Annotated in this window: 14 protein-coding genes; 8 read left to right on the top strand and 6 right to left on the bottom strand. The window is 73.7% G+C overall.

The features are described from left to right. The first annotated feature begins 501 nt into the window (after positions 1-501). Positions 502-2,043 (top strand): vanadium-dependent haloperoxidase, encoded by a 1,542-nt coding sequence (locus tag ONA70_RS17710; protein ID WP_265007549.1) that lies wholly within the window; start codon positions 502-504, stop codon positions 2,041-2,043. On the opposite strand, the gene ONA70_RS17705 is transcribed toward ONA70_RS17710, so the two are convergent. From ONA70_RS17705 to ONA70_RS17680, 6 genes are read right to left on the bottom strand one after another with little or no spacing between them, the layout of a single operon-like run. After that, positions 2,009-2,494: an SRPBCC family protein gene (locus ONA70_RS17705; RefSeq protein ID WP_265007548.1), complete on the bottom strand. Its 486-nt coding sequence runs from the start codon at positions 2,492-2,494 to the stop codon at positions 2,009-2,011. The two genes, ONA70_RS17710 and ONA70_RS17705, sit on opposite strands and share 35 nt — an antisense overlap. Then, a complete protein-coding gene (locus ONA70_RS17700; protein ID WP_265007547.1) occupies positions 2,491-3,420 on the bottom strand; it encodes a TauD/TfdA family dioxygenase in 930 nt (309 codons plus the stop codon). The genes ONA70_RS17705 and ONA70_RS17700 overlap by 4 nt, the downstream gene beginning before the upstream one ends. Continuing rightward, entirely contained in the window at positions 3,417-5,039 is a 1,623-nt protein-coding gene (locus ONA70_RS17695; protein ID WP_265007546.1) for an AMP-binding protein, read from the bottom strand. The genes ONA70_RS17700 and ONA70_RS17695 overlap by 4 nt, the downstream gene beginning before the upstream one ends. 3 nt (positions 5,040-5,042) lie before the next feature. Continuing rightward, positions 5,043-5,738 carry a thermostable hemolysin gene (locus ONA70_RS17690; RefSeq protein WP_265007545.1) on the bottom strand — a complete coding sequence of 232 codons (696 nt, stop codon included), beginning with the start codon at positions 5,736-5,738 and terminating at the stop codon, positions 5,043-5,045. Next, entirely contained in the window at positions 5,735-7,114 is a 1,380-nt protein-coding gene (locus ONA70_RS17685) for a class-III pyridoxal-phosphate-dependent aminotransferase (protein WP_265007544.1), read from the bottom strand. Before ONA70_RS17685 ends, ONA70_RS17690 begins: the two co-directional genes overlap by 4 nt. After that, entirely contained in the window at positions 7,111-8,361 is a 1,251-nt protein-coding gene (locus ONA70_RS17680) for an aminotransferase class III-fold pyridoxal phosphate-dependent enzyme (RefSeq protein WP_265007543.1), read from the bottom strand. Before ONA70_RS17680 ends, ONA70_RS17685 begins: the two co-directional genes overlap by 4 nt. Positions 8,362-8,782: 421 nt before the next feature. Between ONA70_RS17680 and ONA70_RS17675 the strand changes: the two genes are divergently transcribed. The 7 genes from ONA70_RS17675 to ONA70_RS17645 all read left to right on the top strand — a co-directional run. Next, positions 8,783-10,132: an FAD-binding oxidoreductase gene (locus ONA70_RS17675; protein ID WP_265007542.1), complete on the top strand. Its 1,350-nt coding sequence runs from the start codon at positions 8,783-8,785 to the stop codon at positions 10,130-10,132. A gap of 613 nt (positions 10,133-10,745) precedes the next feature. After that, on the top strand, positions 10,746-12,701 hold the full coding sequence (locus ONA70_RS17670; protein WP_265007541.1) for an AfsR/SARP family transcriptional regulator: 1,956 nt from the start codon (positions 10,746-10,748) through the stop codon (positions 12,699-12,701). A gap of 132 nt (positions 12,702-12,833) precedes the next feature. Then, positions 12,834-14,198, top strand: coding sequence for an FAD-dependent oxidoreductase (locus ONA70_RS17665; RefSeq protein WP_406601207.1), 1,365 nt, complete (start codon positions 12,834-12,836; stop codon positions 14,196-14,198). Positions 14,199-14,278: 80 nt separating this feature from the next. Beyond that, a complete protein-coding gene (locus tag ONA70_RS17660) occupies positions 14,279-15,616 on the top strand; it encodes an MFS transporter (RefSeq protein ID WP_265007539.1) in 1,338 nt (445 codons plus the stop codon). 546 nt (positions 15,617-16,162) lie between these two features. After that, positions 16,163-17,440 carry an NAD(P)/FAD-dependent oxidoreductase gene (locus tag ONA70_RS17655; protein WP_265007538.1) on the top strand — a complete coding sequence of 426 codons (1,278 nt, stop codon included), beginning with the start codon at positions 16,163-16,165 and terminating at the stop codon, positions 17,438-17,440. Positions 17,441-17,505: 65 nt separating this feature from the next. Next, positions 17,506-18,768, top strand: coding sequence for a cation:proton antiporter domain-containing protein (locus tag ONA70_RS17650; protein ID WP_265007537.1), 1,263 nt, complete (start codon positions 17,506-17,508; stop codon positions 18,766-18,768). A gap of 12 nt (positions 18,769-18,780) precedes the next feature. After that, positions 18,781-19,120, top strand: a 340-nt coding sequence (locus ONA70_RS17645; protein ID WP_265007536.1) for an ATP-binding protein, incomplete at its 3' end; no start/stop codon positions are given.

Raw genomic sequence — 19,120 nt, 5'->3', positions numbered from 1 at the left:
GGCGATGCGCCCGTCCGTCCTGTTCGGACGATGCGCGGGACACCTGCGTTCAACTCAGCCAAACGCAGCGGACCAGCGCGGACAACCCCTAGTCCGGGCCGGCCGGCCCCTATCCGACCGGGACCCGACCGCCCCGCCGGGATGGTGACCGACGGGTAACCCTGGCCGCTCGGGCAGCCGGCACCGGTCGTTCGGACAGGGTTGGCGGGGTCCCGTCCGAGCCAGCAATCTCGGAGAAGACAGTGATCGTCCTCACTCTCAGGATGGGATTTGCACAAGGGGGGCCGGTGCGCCTCCCCACGTCGGTCCGGCTGCTCCGGATCAGCCCGACCGTCCTCGTCGGACCTCACCCGCCACCCGATCGCGCGCTTCGGTGCCGCCTCCACCCGCGCCGGTACCGCGTGTCCGGACCCGTCCCGGTGCGCCATGCCGGCCGGCGGCGGCCCGGTCCGCATCCCGCCCGCGCCGGTCCGCCGGCGCCCTCTCCGTGAAGGACGATCCATGCAGGATTACTGGCTGTCCCGGCTGCGTCAGCACGCCGCCTCCCGCCGCTCGGTGCTGCTCGGCGCGGCCGGCGCCGGCGTCGGCCTGGCCCTCACCGGGGCCGGCGCCGCGTCGGCCGCCGCGCCGTCCACCACCGCCGCCACCGAGCCGCCGTTCGACTTCGACACGGGCAACGCCGCCGAGTCGGTGCTCGGGCCGTTCGCCGGCCCGGTGGTCGTCACCGCCGTCGGGCAGGGCGACGCCACCCTGATCATCCGGTGGGCGCACATGCTGGAACTCAGCTGGTTCGACGCGATCGCCCCCTACCACCCGACGGCGGTGGGCATCTACACGCAGCTGCCCCGCCGGCCGCGCGCCGAGGCGCAGACCAACCGCAACAAGAACATCGCCATCCTGTACGCCTCGTACCACGCGTTCAACAGCATCCTGCCCCAGCACAACCAGACCTGGCGGGCCATGCTCCAGTCGGTCGGCCTGGACCCGTCCGACGACAGCACCGACCCGAGCACCCCGGTGGGCATCGGCAACCTGGCCGGCAAGGGCGTGGCGGCCTACCGCGAGCACGACGGCATGAACCAGCTCGGCGACCAGGGCGGCCGGGTCTACAACCGGCAGCCGTACTCCGACTACACCGGCTACCGGCCCAAGAACACCGCGTACGAGTTGGTCGAGGCCTCGCACTGGCAGCCGGCCATCGTCACCAAGGGCAACGGCATCTTCCAGGTGCAGCAGTTCGTCACCCCGCAGCTGCAGAAGGTCGCCCCGCTGAGCTTCACCGACCTGGAGGAGGTCCGGGCTCCGGTGCCGACCGCCAGCAACCACCGCAACAAGGCCGAGTACAAGGCGCAGGTGGACGCCATACTCGCCACCTCCGCCGGGCTCACCGACAAGCAGAAGATGATCGCCGAGTTCTTCGACAACAAGTTCGAGAGCCTCGGCATCGCCGTCGGGCAGGCGATCCAGAACGCCGGGCTCGGCCTGGACGCCTGGGTTCACCTGCACGCCGTGGTGGAGACCGCCACCTGGGACGCCGCCACCGCGATCTGGTGGAACAAGAACATCTACGACGCGGTGCGCCCGTTCAGCGCGATCCGCCACGTCTACCAGGGCCAGAAGGTGACCGCCTGGGGCGGCCCGGGCAAGGGCACGGTCAGCGACCTGCCCGCCGAGCAGTGGCGCGGCTACCTGCAGGTGCCCGACCACCCGGAGTACCCGTCCGGCTCGACCTCGCTCTGCACCGCCCAGGCGCAGGCCGCCCGCCGCTTCCTCGGCACCGACCAGGTGCAGTTCCGGTACGAGCGGAAGGCCGGTTCCTCGGTGATCGAGCCGGGCGTCACCCCGCGGCAGGACCTCGTGCTGAGCTGGGACACCTGGACCGACTGGCTGCACGACTGCGGGATGAGCCGCTACTACGGCGGGGTGCACTTCCTGCCCGCCATCCGGGCCTCGTGGGAGATCGGCCAGAAGATCGGCGACCACGCGTTCGAGTTCGTGCAGCGGCACATCAACGGTGAGGCGGTGCTGCGCACTCGAGGCTGATCCGCAGCGCGGCCAGCGTGCGTCGCATCCCGTCGCGGTTGTGCCGGGACCGGTCGCGGACCCCCGACGTCAGGGCGGAGACCCTGCGTCGGGCCGGTCCGCGCCGGTCCCACCAGGACTGGACGATTTCCGTTTCGGCGCCGTCCGGGGCGGAGGTCAGGTCGAACCGCCAACTGGCGACCAGCGTGCCGCCCAGCCGGACGTCGAAGCCGAAGCAGCGGCCCGGCTCGGCCGCCGTGACGGTGCACCGGGTGGTCCAGGAGCGCCACCGGCCCTGCCGGTTGTGGCCGCGGAAGGTGCTGCCCACGGTGAGCGGAGAGCCCGGGTCGTCGAGCGTGGCGCCGACGCACTCCGGGCTCCATTCACCCATCCGCCCGACGTCGCTGACCGCCGCGTACACCGCGGCGGCCGGCGCCCGGACGATGATCCGCTCCTGTACGACCTCCGTCATGCCGCCGCGCGGAGCTCGTCGGACAGGTAGCTCTGCGCGTTGTAGATGGTGCGGGCCGGGTCGAGGATCTGCCGTCGCCCGTGCATCACCCGGGTGTTGTCGATGAGCGCCACGTCCCCATCCTGCCAGGCCAGGTCCTCGGTGAGGGCCGCCGTCCGCTCCTCCACCTCGCGCAGCAGCTCGGCCGAGAACTCGGTGCCGTCGGCGAAGGTGATCCGCGGCTTCTCGTAGTTGTAGGACGGGCCGAGGATGCTGTTGGCGAACGCGAGCCGGGAGCCGAACAGGGTCGGGTGGGCGGCCGGCACCTGGAACTCGTAGCGGATCGCGCCGCCCTCCAACGGCTCGATCACCGTCTTCCCCGGTCCGGTGGCCAGCTCCCGCATGTCCGCCACGGTGATCTCGTCGGCCGGCTTGGCGTCGCCAAGCTGGTGCCGGACGAACGCCTTCCAGCGGTCCTCCTCCACCCGGCGGCTGTACGCGATGTCCTGCGCGCCGAACCGCGTCCGGGCGTCCTCGCTGAACTCGTCCCAGACCCGGTAGCCGTCGCAGACCGTGGTCTCCGAGCCCTCGGCCGCCGCCTTCTCGCAGAAGAACCAGGTCAGGTCGGGGGCGAACGGGCTGTTGCCGTTCTCGATGTGCAGGCCGACCGCGTCGGTGCCGGCGTCCACCTTCTGCGCGACGTCGCCGTGGAACTGGCGGGCCGGGTCCAGGGTGATCCGGCCGGAGATCGCGTGCACCAGCGCGGAGAAGAGCTCCAGGTCGGCGCGGAAGCCGCGGAACACGATGAAGCCCGACTCGCGCAGCAGCCGGACCGTGACCAGCGGGTCGAGGTCGGTGAGCGCGGCCGTGGACGGGGCGGTGCAGAGCAGCCCGTTGCCCGTGCCGTAGCGGCTCATGGCGAAGGTCGTGGTCAGCATTGCCGTCATCTCCCGAGGGTGGTCTCGAAGGGGGTGGGCGTCGACGCCGGCCGGTCGGCCGGCGGGTCCAGCGGCCGGCAGGGCAGCCGCCCGTCGGCGATGGCGGCCCTGATCTCGTCCCGTCGGGGGCGGCCGGTCACCGTGAAGTACCGGCCGTACAGGTCGTCGCCGGCGGGTAGCACGCACGCGGCGGAGACCCGCTCCACGGCGGAGAGCCGCTCCGCGCCGAGCGCGGCGAGCTCGCGCCGGGCGGCCGCCTCGTCGGTCCCGGCGGCGACCAGGAAGAGCCCGTGCAGCGTCTGCATGCCGTCGCCGACCACCGCGCCGGCCCGGACGAACGGCAGCGTCGCGTACTGCGCCTCCACCCACTCAGGGGCGACGTTGCGTCCGGCGGAGGTGACGATGACGTTCTTCTTCCGGCCGACGATGCGGATGTGGCCGGTCTCCTCGATCTCGGCCAGGTCGCCGGTGTGCAGCCAGCCGTCCGGGTCGACGAGGCACGCGGACGGGTCGGTGCCGGTGTAGCCGGCGAACAGCGAGGAGCTGCGCACCAGCAGCTCGCCGTCGTCGGCCAGGCGTACCTCGACGTGGTCCAGCGGCTGCCCGACGGTGCCGATCCGGCGGTTGCCCGGGCGGTTCCAGGACACGGTCGAGCTGTTCTCGCTGAGGCCGTAGCCCTCGTACACGGTCAGGCCGTGCCGATCCAGCCGGTGCAGCGTGCCGGCGTCGACCGGGGCGCCGCCGCAGCAGATCAGCGGCGCCGCGTCGCGGCCGAAGAGCTCCCGGGCCACCGGCCGGCCCTGCGCCGCGATCCGGTCCGCCCGGTCGGCCAGCTCCTCGGCCAGGGCCGGCGTGGCCACCAGCGCCGTGGGCCGGGCGGCCGGGGTGTAACGCAGCACCGCGCCCGCCGCGAACGAGGAGGTGCCGACCAGCGGCTCGTCGGGCGGCAGCAGCATCACCGTGCCGCCGTGGCAGACCACCAGGTAGATCGCGGCGACCTGCTCGATCAGCAGGCTGAACGGGACCAGCGACAGGTAGCGGGCGTATGCGCCGGCCGGCATGACCCGGTCCAGCGACCGCAGCAGCGCGTCCAGGCCGGCGCCGCGGATGCGGACGCCCTTGGGGTGGGACGTGGTGCCGGAGGTGTGCACCACCTTGCAGATCGCCTGCTCGTCCCGCCAGGGGGCGTCCGGCCAGGGCGGCGGGGCCACGGCGGCCTCGGCCACCAGGTCGGCCAGGTCCACCGGGACCACCCGGCAGCCGGCGGGCAGCACCCGGTCGCCCCATTCCGCCAGCCGCTGCCGGCCCGCCTCGTCGACCAGGCAGAGGGTGGCCTCCGGCAGCAGGCTGGCCGCCTGCTCGGCGGAGAACGCCAGCGGCACCGGCACCTCTACCGCGCCGGAGAGCAGCAGCGCGAGGTCGGCGACCACGAACTCCGCGGTGTTGCCGGTGAGCACGCCGACCACCGGGCGGGTCGCCGCGAGCCGGAGCCGGGCGGCCAGCGCCCGGGCGGCGCCGACGCCGTCCCGGTAGGACAGCACGGCGCGGGGCCGTCCGTCGTGGTCCAGCGCCTCCACCAGAGCCCGCCCGTCGTCGGCCAGGCGGGAGAGTCGTTCCGCAACGAGCATCGGTCAGCGCCTCCCGGGCAGCGTGCGCCGCAGCGCGACGTCGAGGTTGAGGAAGCGGTACCGGCCGGTGCAGGCGCGCACGAGATCGCCGATCCGGTCCAGCGGTACCAGGCCGGTGGTCGGCGCGTGGTCGTAGTAGGTGCCCCAGCGCCTCCGCTCGCCGGGGGTCATCCACGTCGGCCGGGCCCGGCCCAGGGACAGGAACGGCACCCCGAACTGCGGCAGCGCGGCCGCGAGGGGCCCGGTCGCCGTGCAGAGCGCGTAGCGCATGCCCTGGCACCAGGCGAGCAACGGCAGCAGCCGGATCAGCTCCGCGCCGCTGCCGCCGACCGCCACGAAGGACCCGACCTCCACCACGTCGTCGCGGGACACCGGCGCCCCGGCGACCCGCTGCAGTGCCTCCTCCAGCGGGTGGTCCAGGTAGCGTTCGGAGAAGAAGCCGCGGGCCGAGTTGAAGGTCATCCCGCCGCAGGCGAGGATCTCCTCCGGCCGGTCGGGGTGGTGCCGGGCGGCCATCACGAAGCAGTCCGGCGACGGCTCGATCAGGGCGCCGTAGATCTGGGCGTATCCGGTCCGGACGAACGCGGCGGCCGCGTCCCACTCCGGCGACGGTGGACTGGTGACGCGGACCCGCAGCGGGTCCGCGCCGATGGTCGCCGTCGGCCCCGAGGGGGCGGCGGCGGATCGCGTTATCGTCATGCCGCCTGCCAGTCCATCCGGATCGGGGATTTGTTCATCCGCAGGAGCAGCCGCGGGGGCAGCCGGTACTGCCGGCGCAGCAGCGCGGTCGCGGCGCGGGTCATCGCGCGGGGCTGCCGGTCGAGCCAGGTGAGCGTCTCTTCGAGCGCGGCGAGCGCCTGGTCGATCTCGTCCGCGGTGCAGGTCAGCGGCGGGTACATGCGCAGGACCGGCTCGGCGATCTGTTCGTTGAGCGAATGCCCGGTGTGCACGCCCCGCTGGCCCATGCCGATCGAGACCATCAGCTCCACGGCCGGGTTGGCCGTGCGCAGGCCGGTCATCAGGCCGATCCCCGGCGCCCCCCGCAGGTGCTTCGGGTGCCGGCGGACGGCCTCCGCCAGGCCCGCGGTGAGGCGCGGGCCGAGCTCGGCGGCGCGGGCCGGCAGGTCCCGGTCGCGTACCTCCTCGATGGTGGCCGCCGCGGCGGCCACCGCGACGCCGGTGACCGCCGCGCCCGAGGTGAGCAGGGACGGGTGCCAGTGGGGGTGCCGGGCCGCGTCGTCCACCACGGCGGAGCTGAGCGCGCAGACCCCGATCGGTACGAACCCGCCGGTGAGCGCCTTGGACAGCAGCATGACGTCCGGCCGCACGCCGTCGTGCTCGACCGCGAACATCCGGCCGGTACGGCCGAATCCGGTCTGGATCTCGTCGGCCACGAAGAGGGTGTCGGTGGCGGCGCACGCCTCGGCGACGGCGCGGACGTACCCGGGCGGCGGGACGGTGAGGTGCGCGCCGCCCAGCACCGGTTCCAGGAAGACCGCCGCCCCCGAGCCGTCCGCCAGGGCGGCGCGCACCGCTGCGGCGTCGCCGTACGGCACGACGACGAGGTGGTCGCCGAGCGGTTCGAACGGGGTGCGGTGGTTGCCCTGGCCGAGCAGCGACAGGGCGGCCAGGGTCTTGCCGTGGTAGCTGCCGTCGGCGACGACGATCCGGTGCCGGTCGGGCCGCGCCAGCCGTACCGCGCGCAGCGCCGTCTCGCAGATCTCCGCCCCCGAGCAGCCGAGCACGAAGCGGTCCAGCCCGGCCGGCAGGATCTCGACCAGCGCGCGGAACAGCGTGACGGTGGCCGGGTGCACCGCGCCGGGCGGGTTCGCCGGCGCCTGGCGCAGCGCCTCGGTCACCGCCGTGGCCACCCGAGGGTTGCCGTGTCCGACCAGGAAGACGCCGTAGCTGGCGGCGAGGTCGAGGGCGGCGGTGCCGTCCTCGGCGTACACGTGGCTGCCGCTGGCGTGGCTCTCCACCGCCCGCCCGGCCGCGGCCAGCATCGTCGCGGCCGTCGGGTTCCAGTGCCGGCCCAGCGCGGTGAAGATCCGCTGCCGGTCGTCCAGCGAGGTCATGCGCGTACCTCCCGCCCGGCGTCGGGCCCGGTGGTGGTGAGCCGGCCGCCGGCGGCGGCGACCCGATCGAGGAGTTCGGCCACGTCGGCCGGCGTGGCGGTGAGCGGTGGCAGCACGGCGACCACGTCCCCGTCCGGCGGCCGCACCAGCACGCGGTCCCGGGCCAGCTCGGCGACCAGCGCCCGGGCGGCCGTGGGCTCGGCGAGCCGCACCCAGACCAGGGCACCGTCGGCCCCGACGTCGGTCACGGCGCCGGCGCCGACCAGCGGAGCCAGTCGGGACCGGGCGAGGGTCTCCACCTCGCGCTGGCGGTCGGCGAGCCGATCGTCGGCGCAGGCGGCCAGCACGGCGGCGACGGCCGCGGCGGAGAGCGGGTTGGCCCCGAAGGTCGACCCGTGCAGGCTCGGGTTGCGGCGGGCGTAGACCCGGTCGTAGGTGGCCCGGCTGGTCACCAGGCAGCCGACCGGCACCGCGTCGGCGCCGAGCGTCTCGCCGAGCACCAGGGCGTCCGGCGTGACCGGCAGCCGGGTGGCCGCGAGGTCGACGCCGAGCCGGGCCGGGCCGGTGAGTCGCTCGTCGAGCACCAGCAACGCCCCGGTCCGGTCGCAGGCCGTCCGGAGCCGGCGCCACCAGTCGGGGGACAGGTCGGCCAGCCGGCGGCCAGGGGCGGCCGGCGCCACCACCACCGCCGTGACGTCGTCGCGGACCCGGGCGACCAGCTCGTCGGGACGGTCGCGGGGCACCGCCACCGGGCGCAGCGGCTGGTCGGGCAGGAGCGGGACGCCGTGGGTCAGCGACAGGCCGTGCAGGAGGGTGCCGTGGTCGGCGCCGGCGAAGCCCACGACGAGGCGTCGGCGCGGGTGGGTGCCCTTGGCGAGCTTCAGCGCCGAGTCCAGCGCCTCCGCGCCGCTGTTGCACAGGTACGACACCGTCAGCGGGTCGGGGCAGAGCTGGTGCAGCGCGGCCACCGCCTCGGCCAGGGGCCGACTGACCAGGATCCGGCTGGACAGGGCGGTGCGACCGGCCTGCGCGACGAGCCGGTCGGTCACCGTCGGGTGGCCGGGGCCGAAGCCCGCCGAGGCCGCGTCGAGCCAGGTGGAGCCGTCGGCCGCCGCGATCCGGGCGCCGACCTGGCGCCGGATCACCGGCGCCTCGGGACCGGGGGCGCCGAGCAGGTGCCGGCGGACGACGGCGACGTCGTCGAGGTCCGCCGCGTCACGGGCTCCCAGGTGCGAATTGGTCGTCATGAGGTCACCAATCACGGCCGCCGACGGCGGAAAAGGACGGGGCGGCGCGGGCATAGGCGCTGCGGAATGGACGCGGGGTGCGCCGACGGCCCCGTCGACCCGCTTCAGCATGTCGCCCGTACCACGAAAAGTCTTCGCGCAAATTGCTGTCTTCCGGCGGCTCGGGTAGTGGATCCGGTCACCGGTGGACGCTCGTCGACAGTGGAAGAACCCGCAGTTCAAGGGCGCTGTCAGCGGCTCGGCCCGGAGGGCCTCGGGGTGCGCCGACGGTCTCGCGTCGTCTTCCGGACATCTGCCGGACGGATACAGGTCTATCGACGTACGCTACTCCTTTGTCGAGGCCGGAAAAAAGCCGACAGAGTATGTCTCACACGCGGTTAAGTAGTCTCGGATCGTCGGTCCTCCCATTATGGTTGCTGCCATGAATGGGATTTCGGGAGCCGTCCACCGTCCGGGCGACGCCGGCTACGACACGTACCGCTCCGGGTACAACCGCGTCATCGAGCACAAGCCCGCCCTGGTGGTCGAGGCCGCGGACGCCGACGACGTGGCGGCCGCGGTGCGCCTCGCCGCCGCCGAGGAGCGGCCGGTCGCCGTGCAGGCGACCGGGCACGGTCCGGCGGTGCCGGCCGACGACGCGGTGCTGGTCCACACCGGACGGATGACCGGGGTACGGGTCGATCCCACCACGCGTACCGCTCGGCTGGCGGCCGGCGTGCGGTGGCGTGACGTGCTCGCCGTGGCGGTCCCGCACGGTCTCGCGCCGCTCAACGGCTCGAGCCCGGTGGTCGGCGCGGTCGGTTACACCACCGGCGGCGGGATCGGCATGCTCGGCCGGCGGTACGGCTTCGCCGCGGACCACGTACGGGCCGTCGACCTGGTGACCGCCGACGGCCGGCTGCGCCGGCTCACCGCCGAGCAGGAGCCCGACCTGTTCTGGGCGGTCCGCGGCGGCAAGGGCAACTTCGGCGTGGTCACCGCGTTGGAGATCGACCTGTTCCCGGTCACCCGGCTGTACGGCGGCGGCCTCTACTTCGGGGCCGAGGCGGTGCCCGACGCGCTGCGGGCCTACGCCGAGTGGACCCGGACCGTGCCGGACGAGATGACCTCCTCGGTGCTGATGGTCCTGGTGCCGGACATCGAGGCCGCCCCCGCCCCGCTGCGTGGGCGGTACGTCATGCACCTGCGGGTCGCCTGGTGCGGCGCGCCGGAGGAGGGGGAGCGGCTGGTCGAGCCGCTGCGCGCGGCCGCGCCCGCGCTGATGGACACCCTCGGGGTGCTGCCGTACGAGCGGGTCGGCTCGATCCACCACGAACCCACCGACCCGGCGGCGAGCTACGGCCGCAACATCGCGCTGCGGGACCTGACGTCGGACACGGTGGAGGCGCTGCTCGCCGCGGCCGGTCCCGACGCGAGTGCCCCGTACGCGGTCGAGCTGCGCCACCTCGGCGGCGCGTACGCCCGCCCGCCGGCGGTGCCGAACGCGGTCGGCGGCCGGGATGCCGGCTTCAGCCTCTCCTCGATGTCCCTCGCGGACGGTGCGGACCTGGACGCGCTGCGGGCGGCCCACGAGGGCCTGCACGAGCGGCTGCGGCCGTGGCTGGCCCCGGGGCTGTACAACTTCCTCGGCGTGCACGATGCCACCGAGCAGGCCGTGCGGGCCGCGTTCGGCCCCGTCACGTACCAGCGGCTGGTCGACGTCAAGACCGAGTACGACCCGGCGAACCTCTTCCGGGTCAACCACAACATCCTCCCGCGCGGGTTCGCGTAATGCGCTTCGGTAATTGACGGGGAAGATATTCACCTCGCATTTCCATCGTGCTCGACGGGCTGTCTGTAAACTCGGGCGGCAGAAATGTTGCGGGCAGATGTCGGCCCTGGTCGAATGCCGCATACTCCGCATGCGGCGTTTGTCGGGAGTGCGACATGAATAGTCCGCAATCTATGGTTGCCATTCGTAGGCGCATCCTCGCTCACAGCAATATGGGAGTGGTTGCGGGTGTGCCGTGCCTGGCAGAGTCTTCTCCGATCCTGCCGATGGCAGCGGCAGGGGGGGTCGGTGTTCCGCCGTCGCCACCGCCGACCCCTCCCGCCGGCCGTCGCTGATACCGGGAAGCGTGGGAACACAATTAAATAGAACCAGAATCAACAAGACCTGATTGGGTCTCCCGGGTTCCGGCCCGGATCTGCCGGTCCCCGGACGGCCCATTCAGGTAGCCCACCGGAAATGACGCTCCGGACGGCCCGGCAGAGTGCCTGCCGGTCGCCGGCCGGGCGGGGAGGCGGTGGGCGGCAACGACGGTGGTGGTCTGTCGCCGGGCCCCGGTGGGGCGGGTTAACGCCCGGCCCCCGGGGCCCCGCGCGGACGCTGGGGGAGGCGTTCGGTGCGACACGTTCGGGAATCACTGTGCCTGGCCGTGCTCGGCCCCATGCGTGCCTGGCGGCACGGGGACGAGGTCACGCTGGGCCCGCCGAAGCAGCGGGCCGTGCTCGGCCTGCTGGCCAGCCGCGTCAACGACGTGGTCGGCTTCGAGGAGATCATCGACGCGGTCTGGGGCGCCGAGGTGCCGCCGACCGCCGCCAACGGGGTGCACACCTACGTCGCGGGTCTGCGCCGGGTGCTGGAACCCGGGCGCAGCCGCCGGGAACTCGGAGACGTCCTGGTCTCCACGGGCGGCGGGTACGCCCTGTTCATGGACCCGGACGACCTGGACACGACCCTCTTCGCGGCCCGGCACCGTCAGGCGCGCCGGTTGCGCGAGGCGGGCGAAGGCGCGGAGGCGGCCGAGGTCTACCACGCCGCGCTGCGGCTGTGGCGCGGCGAGGCGTACTTCGGCGTACCCGGGCCGTTCGCCGCGGTGGAGCGGACCCGGCTGCAGGAGCTGCGGCTCACCATGGTGGAGGAACTGGCCGAGCTCCTGCTCGACCTGCACCGGGCGGCCGACGCGGTCCCCGTGCTCTCCGACGCGGTGGCCAAGGAACCGCTGCGCGAGAAGCTGCGCGGGCTGCTCATGCTCGCCCTCTACCGCAGCGGCCGACAGGCCGACGCGCTGAGCCTCTACCGGGAGACCCGGCAGCTGCTCCGCGAGGAGTTGGGCATCGAGCCGGTCCTGGAGCTGCGCGACCTGCACAACCAGATCCTGGCCGGGCACCTCGACGTGGACGACCTGGCGCCACCCGAGCCGCCGGCCGAGGTGCCGGCCGCACCCGAGCCGCGCCTCGGCGACCTGCGCCGGCCGGCCCAGCTGCCCTGCCGGCCGCGGGGCTTCGCCGGCCGGCAGGCCGAGCTGACCGGGCTGCGAGAGCTGGTCGAGCGGGAGCGGCAGTACCACGGCGCGACCACCGTCGCGGTGCTCGAGGGCGGACCGGGCACCGGCAAGACCGCCCTCGCCCTCGAACTGGCGCACGAGATCGCCGCCGGCTTCCCGGACGGGCAGCTCTTCGTCGACCTGCGCGGCTCCGCCCCGGACGGCGGGCCACCGCTGTCCCCGCTGGACGCCCTCACCTTCGCGCTGGCCGGCCTCGGCATCGACCGCCGGCGCATCCCCGATGAGCTGCCCGCGGCCAGTGCGCTGTACCGCAGCGTGCTGCACGGGCGGCGGATGCTGGTGGTGCTCGACGACGCGGCCGACGCCGAGCAGATCCGCCCGCTCATCCCCGGCGGCCCGGCCTGCGTCCTGGTCACCAGCCGACGGCGGCAACGCGGACTGGCGGCCCGCGACGGGGCGTACCGGCTCACGCTGGGACCGGTCTCCACCGGGGAGGCCACCGAGCTGCTCGCCAAGCTGGCCGGCGCCGGCCGGCTGACCGGCCGGGAGGGCGAGGTCGCCGAGCTGGCGGAGCTGTGTGGACGGCTGCCCCTGGCGTTGCGGATCGCGGCGGTGGCGCTCGCCGCCGAGCCCGCCCTCACCCCCGCCGACCTGGTCCGCCGGTACCGGCTGCCGCACACCCGGCTCGACCACCTCGCGGTGCGCGGCGACTCGAGCACGGACGTCCGGGCCGCGTTGGCCGTCTCGTACCACGGCCTGCCACCCGAGGCCGCCCGGATGTTCCGGCTGCTGGGCTGCTGCCCGAGCACCGCGATCACCACCCAGATGGCGGCCGCGCTCGCCGGGCTGACCGGGGCCGAGGCGCACCACCAGCTCCAGATCCTCGTCGACCACCACCTCATCGAGGAGGTGAGCGGCTGCCTCCACCGGTTCCCGGCACTGGTCCGGGTCTTCGCCACCGAGTGCGGCGAGACCGAGACCCGGGCCAGCCGGATGGCGGCGCTGGGCCGGATGCTCGGCCTCCAGCGTCGCGCGGAGGCTCTCCGCCAGTACGAGGAGAGCGCTGCCTGAACCCGTGCAGACATCGACCAGAGAACCTCCAGACCAGCGACGGCAGACTCAGCACACCGGCGGCGTCGCCGAGCTGCGCGCCACCCGATGGTCTCGCTTCCCGACAGCCAGCCCTGAGGAGAGTCCGTGAGCATGATCGGTAGCCATGCCATCGTCGTAGGTGGCTCCATCGGCGGAATGGCCGCGGCCACCGCCCTCGCCCGCCGGTTCGATCGGGTCACCGTCATCGACCGGGACAGCCTGCCGACCGAAGCGGCCCGGGACCGTCGCGGGGTGCCGCACGGCATGCACGCGCACGCCCTGCTGATCAGCGGCCGGCTCGCCCTGGAGGAGCTGTACCCGGGCCTGACCGAGGAGCTGATCGCCGGTGGCGCCGTGCCCTTCGACCCCGGCGCCGACCTGCTGTTCCACCAGATGGGCGCGCTGCGGGTACGGTTCCGCAGCGGCATGCTGGGGATCAGCCAGACCCGGGCGTTCCTGGAGCTGACCGTGCGCCGGCGGGTCATGCGGCTGCCCAACGTGACCATCCACGACCGGCTCGCCGTCTCCGGCCTCACCGGCGTCAGCGGCCGGGTCACTGGGGTGGAGCTGGACGACGGCCGTACCCTCGCGGCGGATCTCGTGGTGGACGCCACCGGTCGCAGCGGCGGCCGGTCCGACCGCTGGCTGGAGAAGCTCGACTGCCCGGCGCCGGAGAACTCGGTGGTCCGGATCGACGTCGGCTACACCAGCCGGCTCTACTCCCGCCAGCCCGGGGACCTGCCCGACGGCACGCTGCTCGCCCTGATGGCCGCGGTGCCGCCGCATCACAAGAAGGCCGCCGCCGCCTTCGCCGTCGAGGGCGACCGGTGGGTGGTCACCATCGGCGGCTGGCACAAGGAGCACGCGCCGGCCGACCCGGCGGGCTTCCTCGACTTCGCCGAGGGACTGCCCTCGCCGGCCATCGCCCACCTGATCAAGAAGGCCGAGCCGCTCAGCGACCTGGAGACCCGGCAGTTCCCGGCCGCCCGCCGCCGCTTCTTCGAGCGGCTCGACCGGCTGCCGGCCGGCTACGTCGCCCTCGGCGACACCATCTGCAGCTTCAACCCGCTGTACGGGCAGGGCATGACCGCCGCCACCCTGGAGGCGCACGCGCTCGGCCGTAGCCTCGACAAGTTCGGCACCGCCTCCGCCGAGATGGCCCGGCACTACTACCGCGCCGCGGGGAAGGTGTTGGAGACGCCGTGGCGGATGGCCACGGGTGGCGACTTCGCCTACCCCGAGACCACCGGCCCCAAGCCGTTCGGCACCGACCTGATCAACCGGTACGCCCGCGAGGCGATGCTCGCCAGCCACGTCTCGCCGGAGGTGCACAAGGTGCTGCTGGAGATGCAGCACTGGCTCTGCCCGCCGTCGGCGCTGCTGCGGCCGGCCACGGTGCTGCGCTCGCTGGTGGCTGCCCGCCGCTCGCCGGCGCGGGCCGAGGTGGTCGCCCAGTCCGCCGCCAGCGCCCGCTGAGCCTCTAGGGCGGGCCGGTCGTCGGCCCGCCCGTCCGCCGTGGCGGTGCCGACCGTCCACCATCGAGCGAAGGAGCCGCCGTGCCACCGTCGAACCCGCCCCGGCCGCGGCGCTGGTGGGCCCTGGCCGCGGTGGTGGCCTGCCTGCTGCTGATCGGGCTCGACACGACGACCGTCTTCCTGGCGCTGCCGGAGCTGATGATCGCCCTCCCGGCCTCGGCCGGCCAGCTCCAGGGCGTCTTCGTCGGCTACCTGCTCGCCTTCGGCCTGCTGATGGTGCCGCTCGGCGCGCTCGCCGACCGGCTCGGCCGGCGGCGCGTACTCCTGGCCGGCCTGCTGGTCCTCGGGCTCGGCGCGGCCGGCGCGGCGCTGGCCGACAGCGTTGCCGCGCTGCTGGTTGCTCGGGTGGCCATGGGCGTCGGCGCGGCCGTCGTCATGCCGACCGCGATGGCGATGCTGCCGGTGCTCTTCCCGCCGCAGGAGCGGGCACGGGCCTTCGCGGTGGCGTCCGCCGCGGTGAGCCTCGGCCTCTGCCTCGGCCCGCTGGTCGCCGGCGCGCTGCTGGAACGCTACTGGTGGGGCTCGGTGTTCCTGGTCGACCTGCCGCTCGTGGTGGTGGCCGCGCTGCTCGTGGCGGTGCTCTTCCCCGAGTCGCGGGTCGCCGTGGGCCGCCGGGCCGTCGGCGGCGGGTCCCGGCTGAGCCGCCCGGCCCTGGTGCTGGCGCTGGTGTACGTGCTCATGACCGGGTTCCTGTTCGTGCTGACGCCGTACCTCGACGGGGTCGGCTCCGCCCGCGGGCTGGCCGCCGGGCTGCGGCTGCTGCCGCTGGTCGGGGCGCTGCTGGTGGGCGCCGGCCTCGGCGAGCGGCTCGGTGCCCAGGTCGGCCCCCGGGCACCCGCGGTGGTCGGGGCGCTGCTGGTCGCGGCCGGCCTGGCGCTCTTCGCCACGGCGGGCACCGCCACCGCCGCAGCCCGGGTCACCACGGGACTGGTCGCCGTCGGAGCGGGCCTGGGCGCGATGCTGACCAGTGCGATGCGGGCGGCCACCGCGGCGGCCCCGGACGATCTGCTCGGCGTGGTCCGGTTCACCACCGCCGTACGCCAGGTCGCCGGGGCGGTCGGGGTGCTGCTCGCCGGCACGGCCCTGACCCTGGCGTACCGGGACGACTCGTCGGCGGTCGGGGCGCACCTGGGCGCCGCCCTGCGCCGGGCGCAGGAGGCCGGCCCGGGCGGGGCCGAGCTGCGCGCGGCGGCCCGACTGGCCTATGTGGACGGCCTGCACGCGGCGGTGCTGGTCGGGGTGGGCGTTGCCCTGCTCGCGGCCGGGATCGCCGCCACCGGCCGGTTCGCGCCGCCGGCCGAGGAGCGCTCGCCGGCGTCCCGGCAGCCGGCCCCGGCCGGCGCCGACCGCCCCGCCTGAGCCCGCCCGCCGATCCACCTTCCCCCCCGCCCCGGCCCGCTCTGTGCGGGGGCGGGCGAGGCACGCGGCTGCGCGTACTTTCCACGAAACCGATGCCTCCTTCGGCGATGAGGCAGCAACTTCCCCGGCATTGCTGTCTCGATCGCGTCGTGCGTGGCGCCTCTCCACTACGGGTCCGGTGCAGGGTGCATGCTGCATCGTGCAGGGGGTGTCACCGATCCCGTTGACGGGACTCCGCTCCGGGCGTCTCCACACCGCTGTCCGCCCACAGTGGACTGTGCTTCCACCGGCGTCGGGATGGGTGCTGAGCTGGCCGGACGACGCTGCGGCACCTGGATCGGGCACCGTCGGGCGACACCCCAGCCGGCGGCCCCGCAGCGTCTGGGGAACCCCTTAAGACCGCATCCAGAGGGTCTGCAGAACGGCCTGCGCAGACTGGCCTGGCGCACCCGGGAACCGCCTGTCGGACCGCGCGGGGCGGGTCGCCAGACATCGGTCCGCCCGGGTCGCCACCCCTTTCGTGGCCCGATCAAGGGAGAGTTGCGAATGTCGTCCAATCTCTACGGCATCCCAGACGACTTCGATGTCGTCGTCATCGGTGGCGGCCCCGCTGGCGCCACGCTGTCAGCCCTGCTGAGCGAGCGCGGCCGGCGGGTCCTCGTGCTGGACCGCGAGCGCTTCCCCCGATACCACATCGGGGAGTCCCTCATCCCGGGCTTCATGCGGCCGATGGAGGAGCTGAAGCTCCTCGATCGGATGGAGCAGCGCGGCTTCGAGAAGAAGCACGGCGGCACCCTGGTCTGGGGTGCCCAGAAGATCCCGTGGGGCTTCTCGTTCATCGAGGGTGGCCCGTACAGCTACTCGTACCACGTCCGCCGGGCCGACCTCGACTCGATGATCCTCGACCGGTCGCGGGAGCTGGGCACCCACGTGATCGAGGAGGCCACGGTCAAGGAGGCCATCGAGGAGGACGGCCGGATCGTCGGCGTCCGCTACACGATCCGGGGTTCCGAGGAGGTCCAGGAGGCCCGCGGCTCACTGGTGATCGACGCCTCCGGCCAGGCTCGCGTGCTGGGCCGCAAGCTGAGCAACGTCAACTGGCACGAGGACATGCGCAACGTCGCGGTCTGGACGTACTTCGACAATGCCGACCGGCTCCCCGGCGACGAGTACACCAACATCCTCATCGAGGGTCTCGAGGGTGGCTGGTTCTGGGGCATCCCGATCGACAAGGGCACCATGAGCGTCGGCTACGTGACGGCCTCGGCGGCGGCCGCCGCCTCGGACGAGTCGCTGGAGGATCTGTTCCGGGCCCAGCTCGCCCGCTCCACCCAGCTCAAGGACCTGCTGAAGAACGCCCGCCAGTCCAGCGGCTTCCGCTCCGCCCGCGACTGGTCGTACACCTGCGACCGGTTCTACGGCCCGGGCTGGGCGCTGGTCGGCGACGCCGCGGCGTTCGTCGACCCGCTGTTCTCCACCGGCGTCGCGCTGGCCACCCTGGCCGGCAGCGCCCTGTCGAAGATCGTCGACAAGGTGCTGGAGCACCCGGAGATCGAGGAGGCCGCGCTGGAGAAGTACGCGACCGCGTACCGGGCCTTCTTCGACGAGATCCGCACCTTCGTCGGGAAGTTCTACGACCGCACGAGGTACAAGGAGTTCTACTGGGAGCAGGCCCAGACGATCGTCGACCCGAATCGCGAGCGCGACCCGCGGGAGGACTTCGTCACCCTGGTCTCCGGCCTCAGCGGCCGTCACCCGCTGTTCAACATCAACGTCGACGACCTCATCGCCGAGCACGCCGAGACGGCCGCGGTCGGAGCCTGATCCACCCACGCGGCAGCCGCTCCGGCGGCTGCCGCGTGGCCCCCACCGAAGTCGAATGGGGCCTGATGACCAGCCAGACCATCCAGATGTTGTTCGTCGACCTGGCACTGATCCTGCTGCTCGCCCGCGGGTTCGGCGTGCTCGCCGTCCGGCTGGGACAACCGCCGGTGGTCGGTGAGATCTTCGCCGGCATCCTGCTCGGACCGACCCTGTTCGACGGCTGGCTCGCCACGAACCTGTTTCCGGTCGCCGTCCGACCGCTGCTCTCCGGTATGGCGGACGTCGGGGTGGCGCTGTTCATGTTCGTGGTCGGCCTCGAACTGGAGCGCGGGGTGCTGCGCGGCATGGGCCGCAACACCGCCGTCGTGGCGGCCGGCTCCACTCTGCTGCCGTTCGTGCTCGGCCTCGGGCTCGGCTGGTACCTGCTGCGGGGCCACGGCACCGGCAACGGCGACGCGCTCGCCTTCGTGGTCTTCATCGGCCTGTCGGTCTCGGTGACCGCGTTCCCGGTGCTCGCCCGGATCATCGCCGACCGGCGGCTGTCGCGAACCAGCGTCGGCGCCTTCGCCCTGGCCACCGCTGCAGTGGTGGACGTGGTGGCCTGGGTCGCCCTGGCCGGCGTGCAGGCCTCCGTCGGTGGCGAGGACGGGCACTGGCGGGTCCTGCTGCTCCTGCCGTACGTCGCGGTGATGTTCCTGGTCGCCCGCCCGCTGCTGCGCCGGCTGGTGGCCGACGGCGGCGCGGACAACACGATCAGCATGCCCCGGCTGGCCGCGGTGCTCAGCGGCGCGCTGCTCTCGGCCGCCGCCACCGAGGCGATGGGCATGCACTTCATCTTCGGCGCGTTCCTGTTCGGCCTGGTGATGCCGACCAGCGGCGCGCAGGGCCGCAGCGAGGCCATCCAGCGGCAGACCGGCCAGCTCACCGCCGTCCTGCTTCCGGTCTACTTCGTGGTCGCCGGACTCAAGGTGGACCTCGGCGGCGTGGGCCTGGGCGGGCTGCTGGACTTCGGCGCGATCCTGCTGGTCGCCGTCGTTGGCAAGCTGGGCGGCACCTACCTCGCGGCGCGGGTGCAGGGCGTTCCGGCCCGCGCGTCGCTGGCGCTCGGCACGCTGATGAACACCCGCGGCCTCACCGAGCTGATCATCCTGGGCGTCGGGCTGCGAATCGGCCTGCTCGACGACTCCCTCTACTCGCTGATGGTCGTCATGGCGCTGGTCACCACGGCGATGACCGGCCCGATGCTCGCCTGGATCTACCGCCGGCCGGTGGAGATCACCGCCCCGGCGACAGTGCCGGACCTGGTGTCGACCGGCCGGTCGGCTTAGGAGGAGGAACAGATGCACCTGGTCGAACGTGGACCGGAGCTGGCCGCGCTGGCGGAGGTCCTGACCGCCTCCGCCGCCGGCACCGGCGGAGCGGTCTTGATCAGCGGCGGTATCGGCTGCGGCAAGTCGGAGCTGCTCGACGCCGTACGCGGACGGGCCGAGGCGGACGGCTTCGTGGCGCTCGCCGCGGTGGGCTGCTGGGCCGAGCGGGAGTCGCCCGGTGGCGTGCTCGGTCAACTGCTGCGCCACGCCGAGGTGCCCTGGGCCGCGCCCGACAGGGTCGCCGAACTGCTCGACGGGCTCGGCGCCACCGGACCGGCCCCGGAGGCGGAGCCCCGCACCCTCGACGCGT

It is taken from the genome of Micromonospora yasonensis (assembly GCF_026013475.1).
GTDB lineage: Bacteria > Actinomycetota > Actinomycetes > Mycobacteriales > Micromonosporaceae > Micromonospora > Micromonospora yasonensis.
This window is presented reverse-complemented; position numbering and strand designations above follow the sequence as displayed.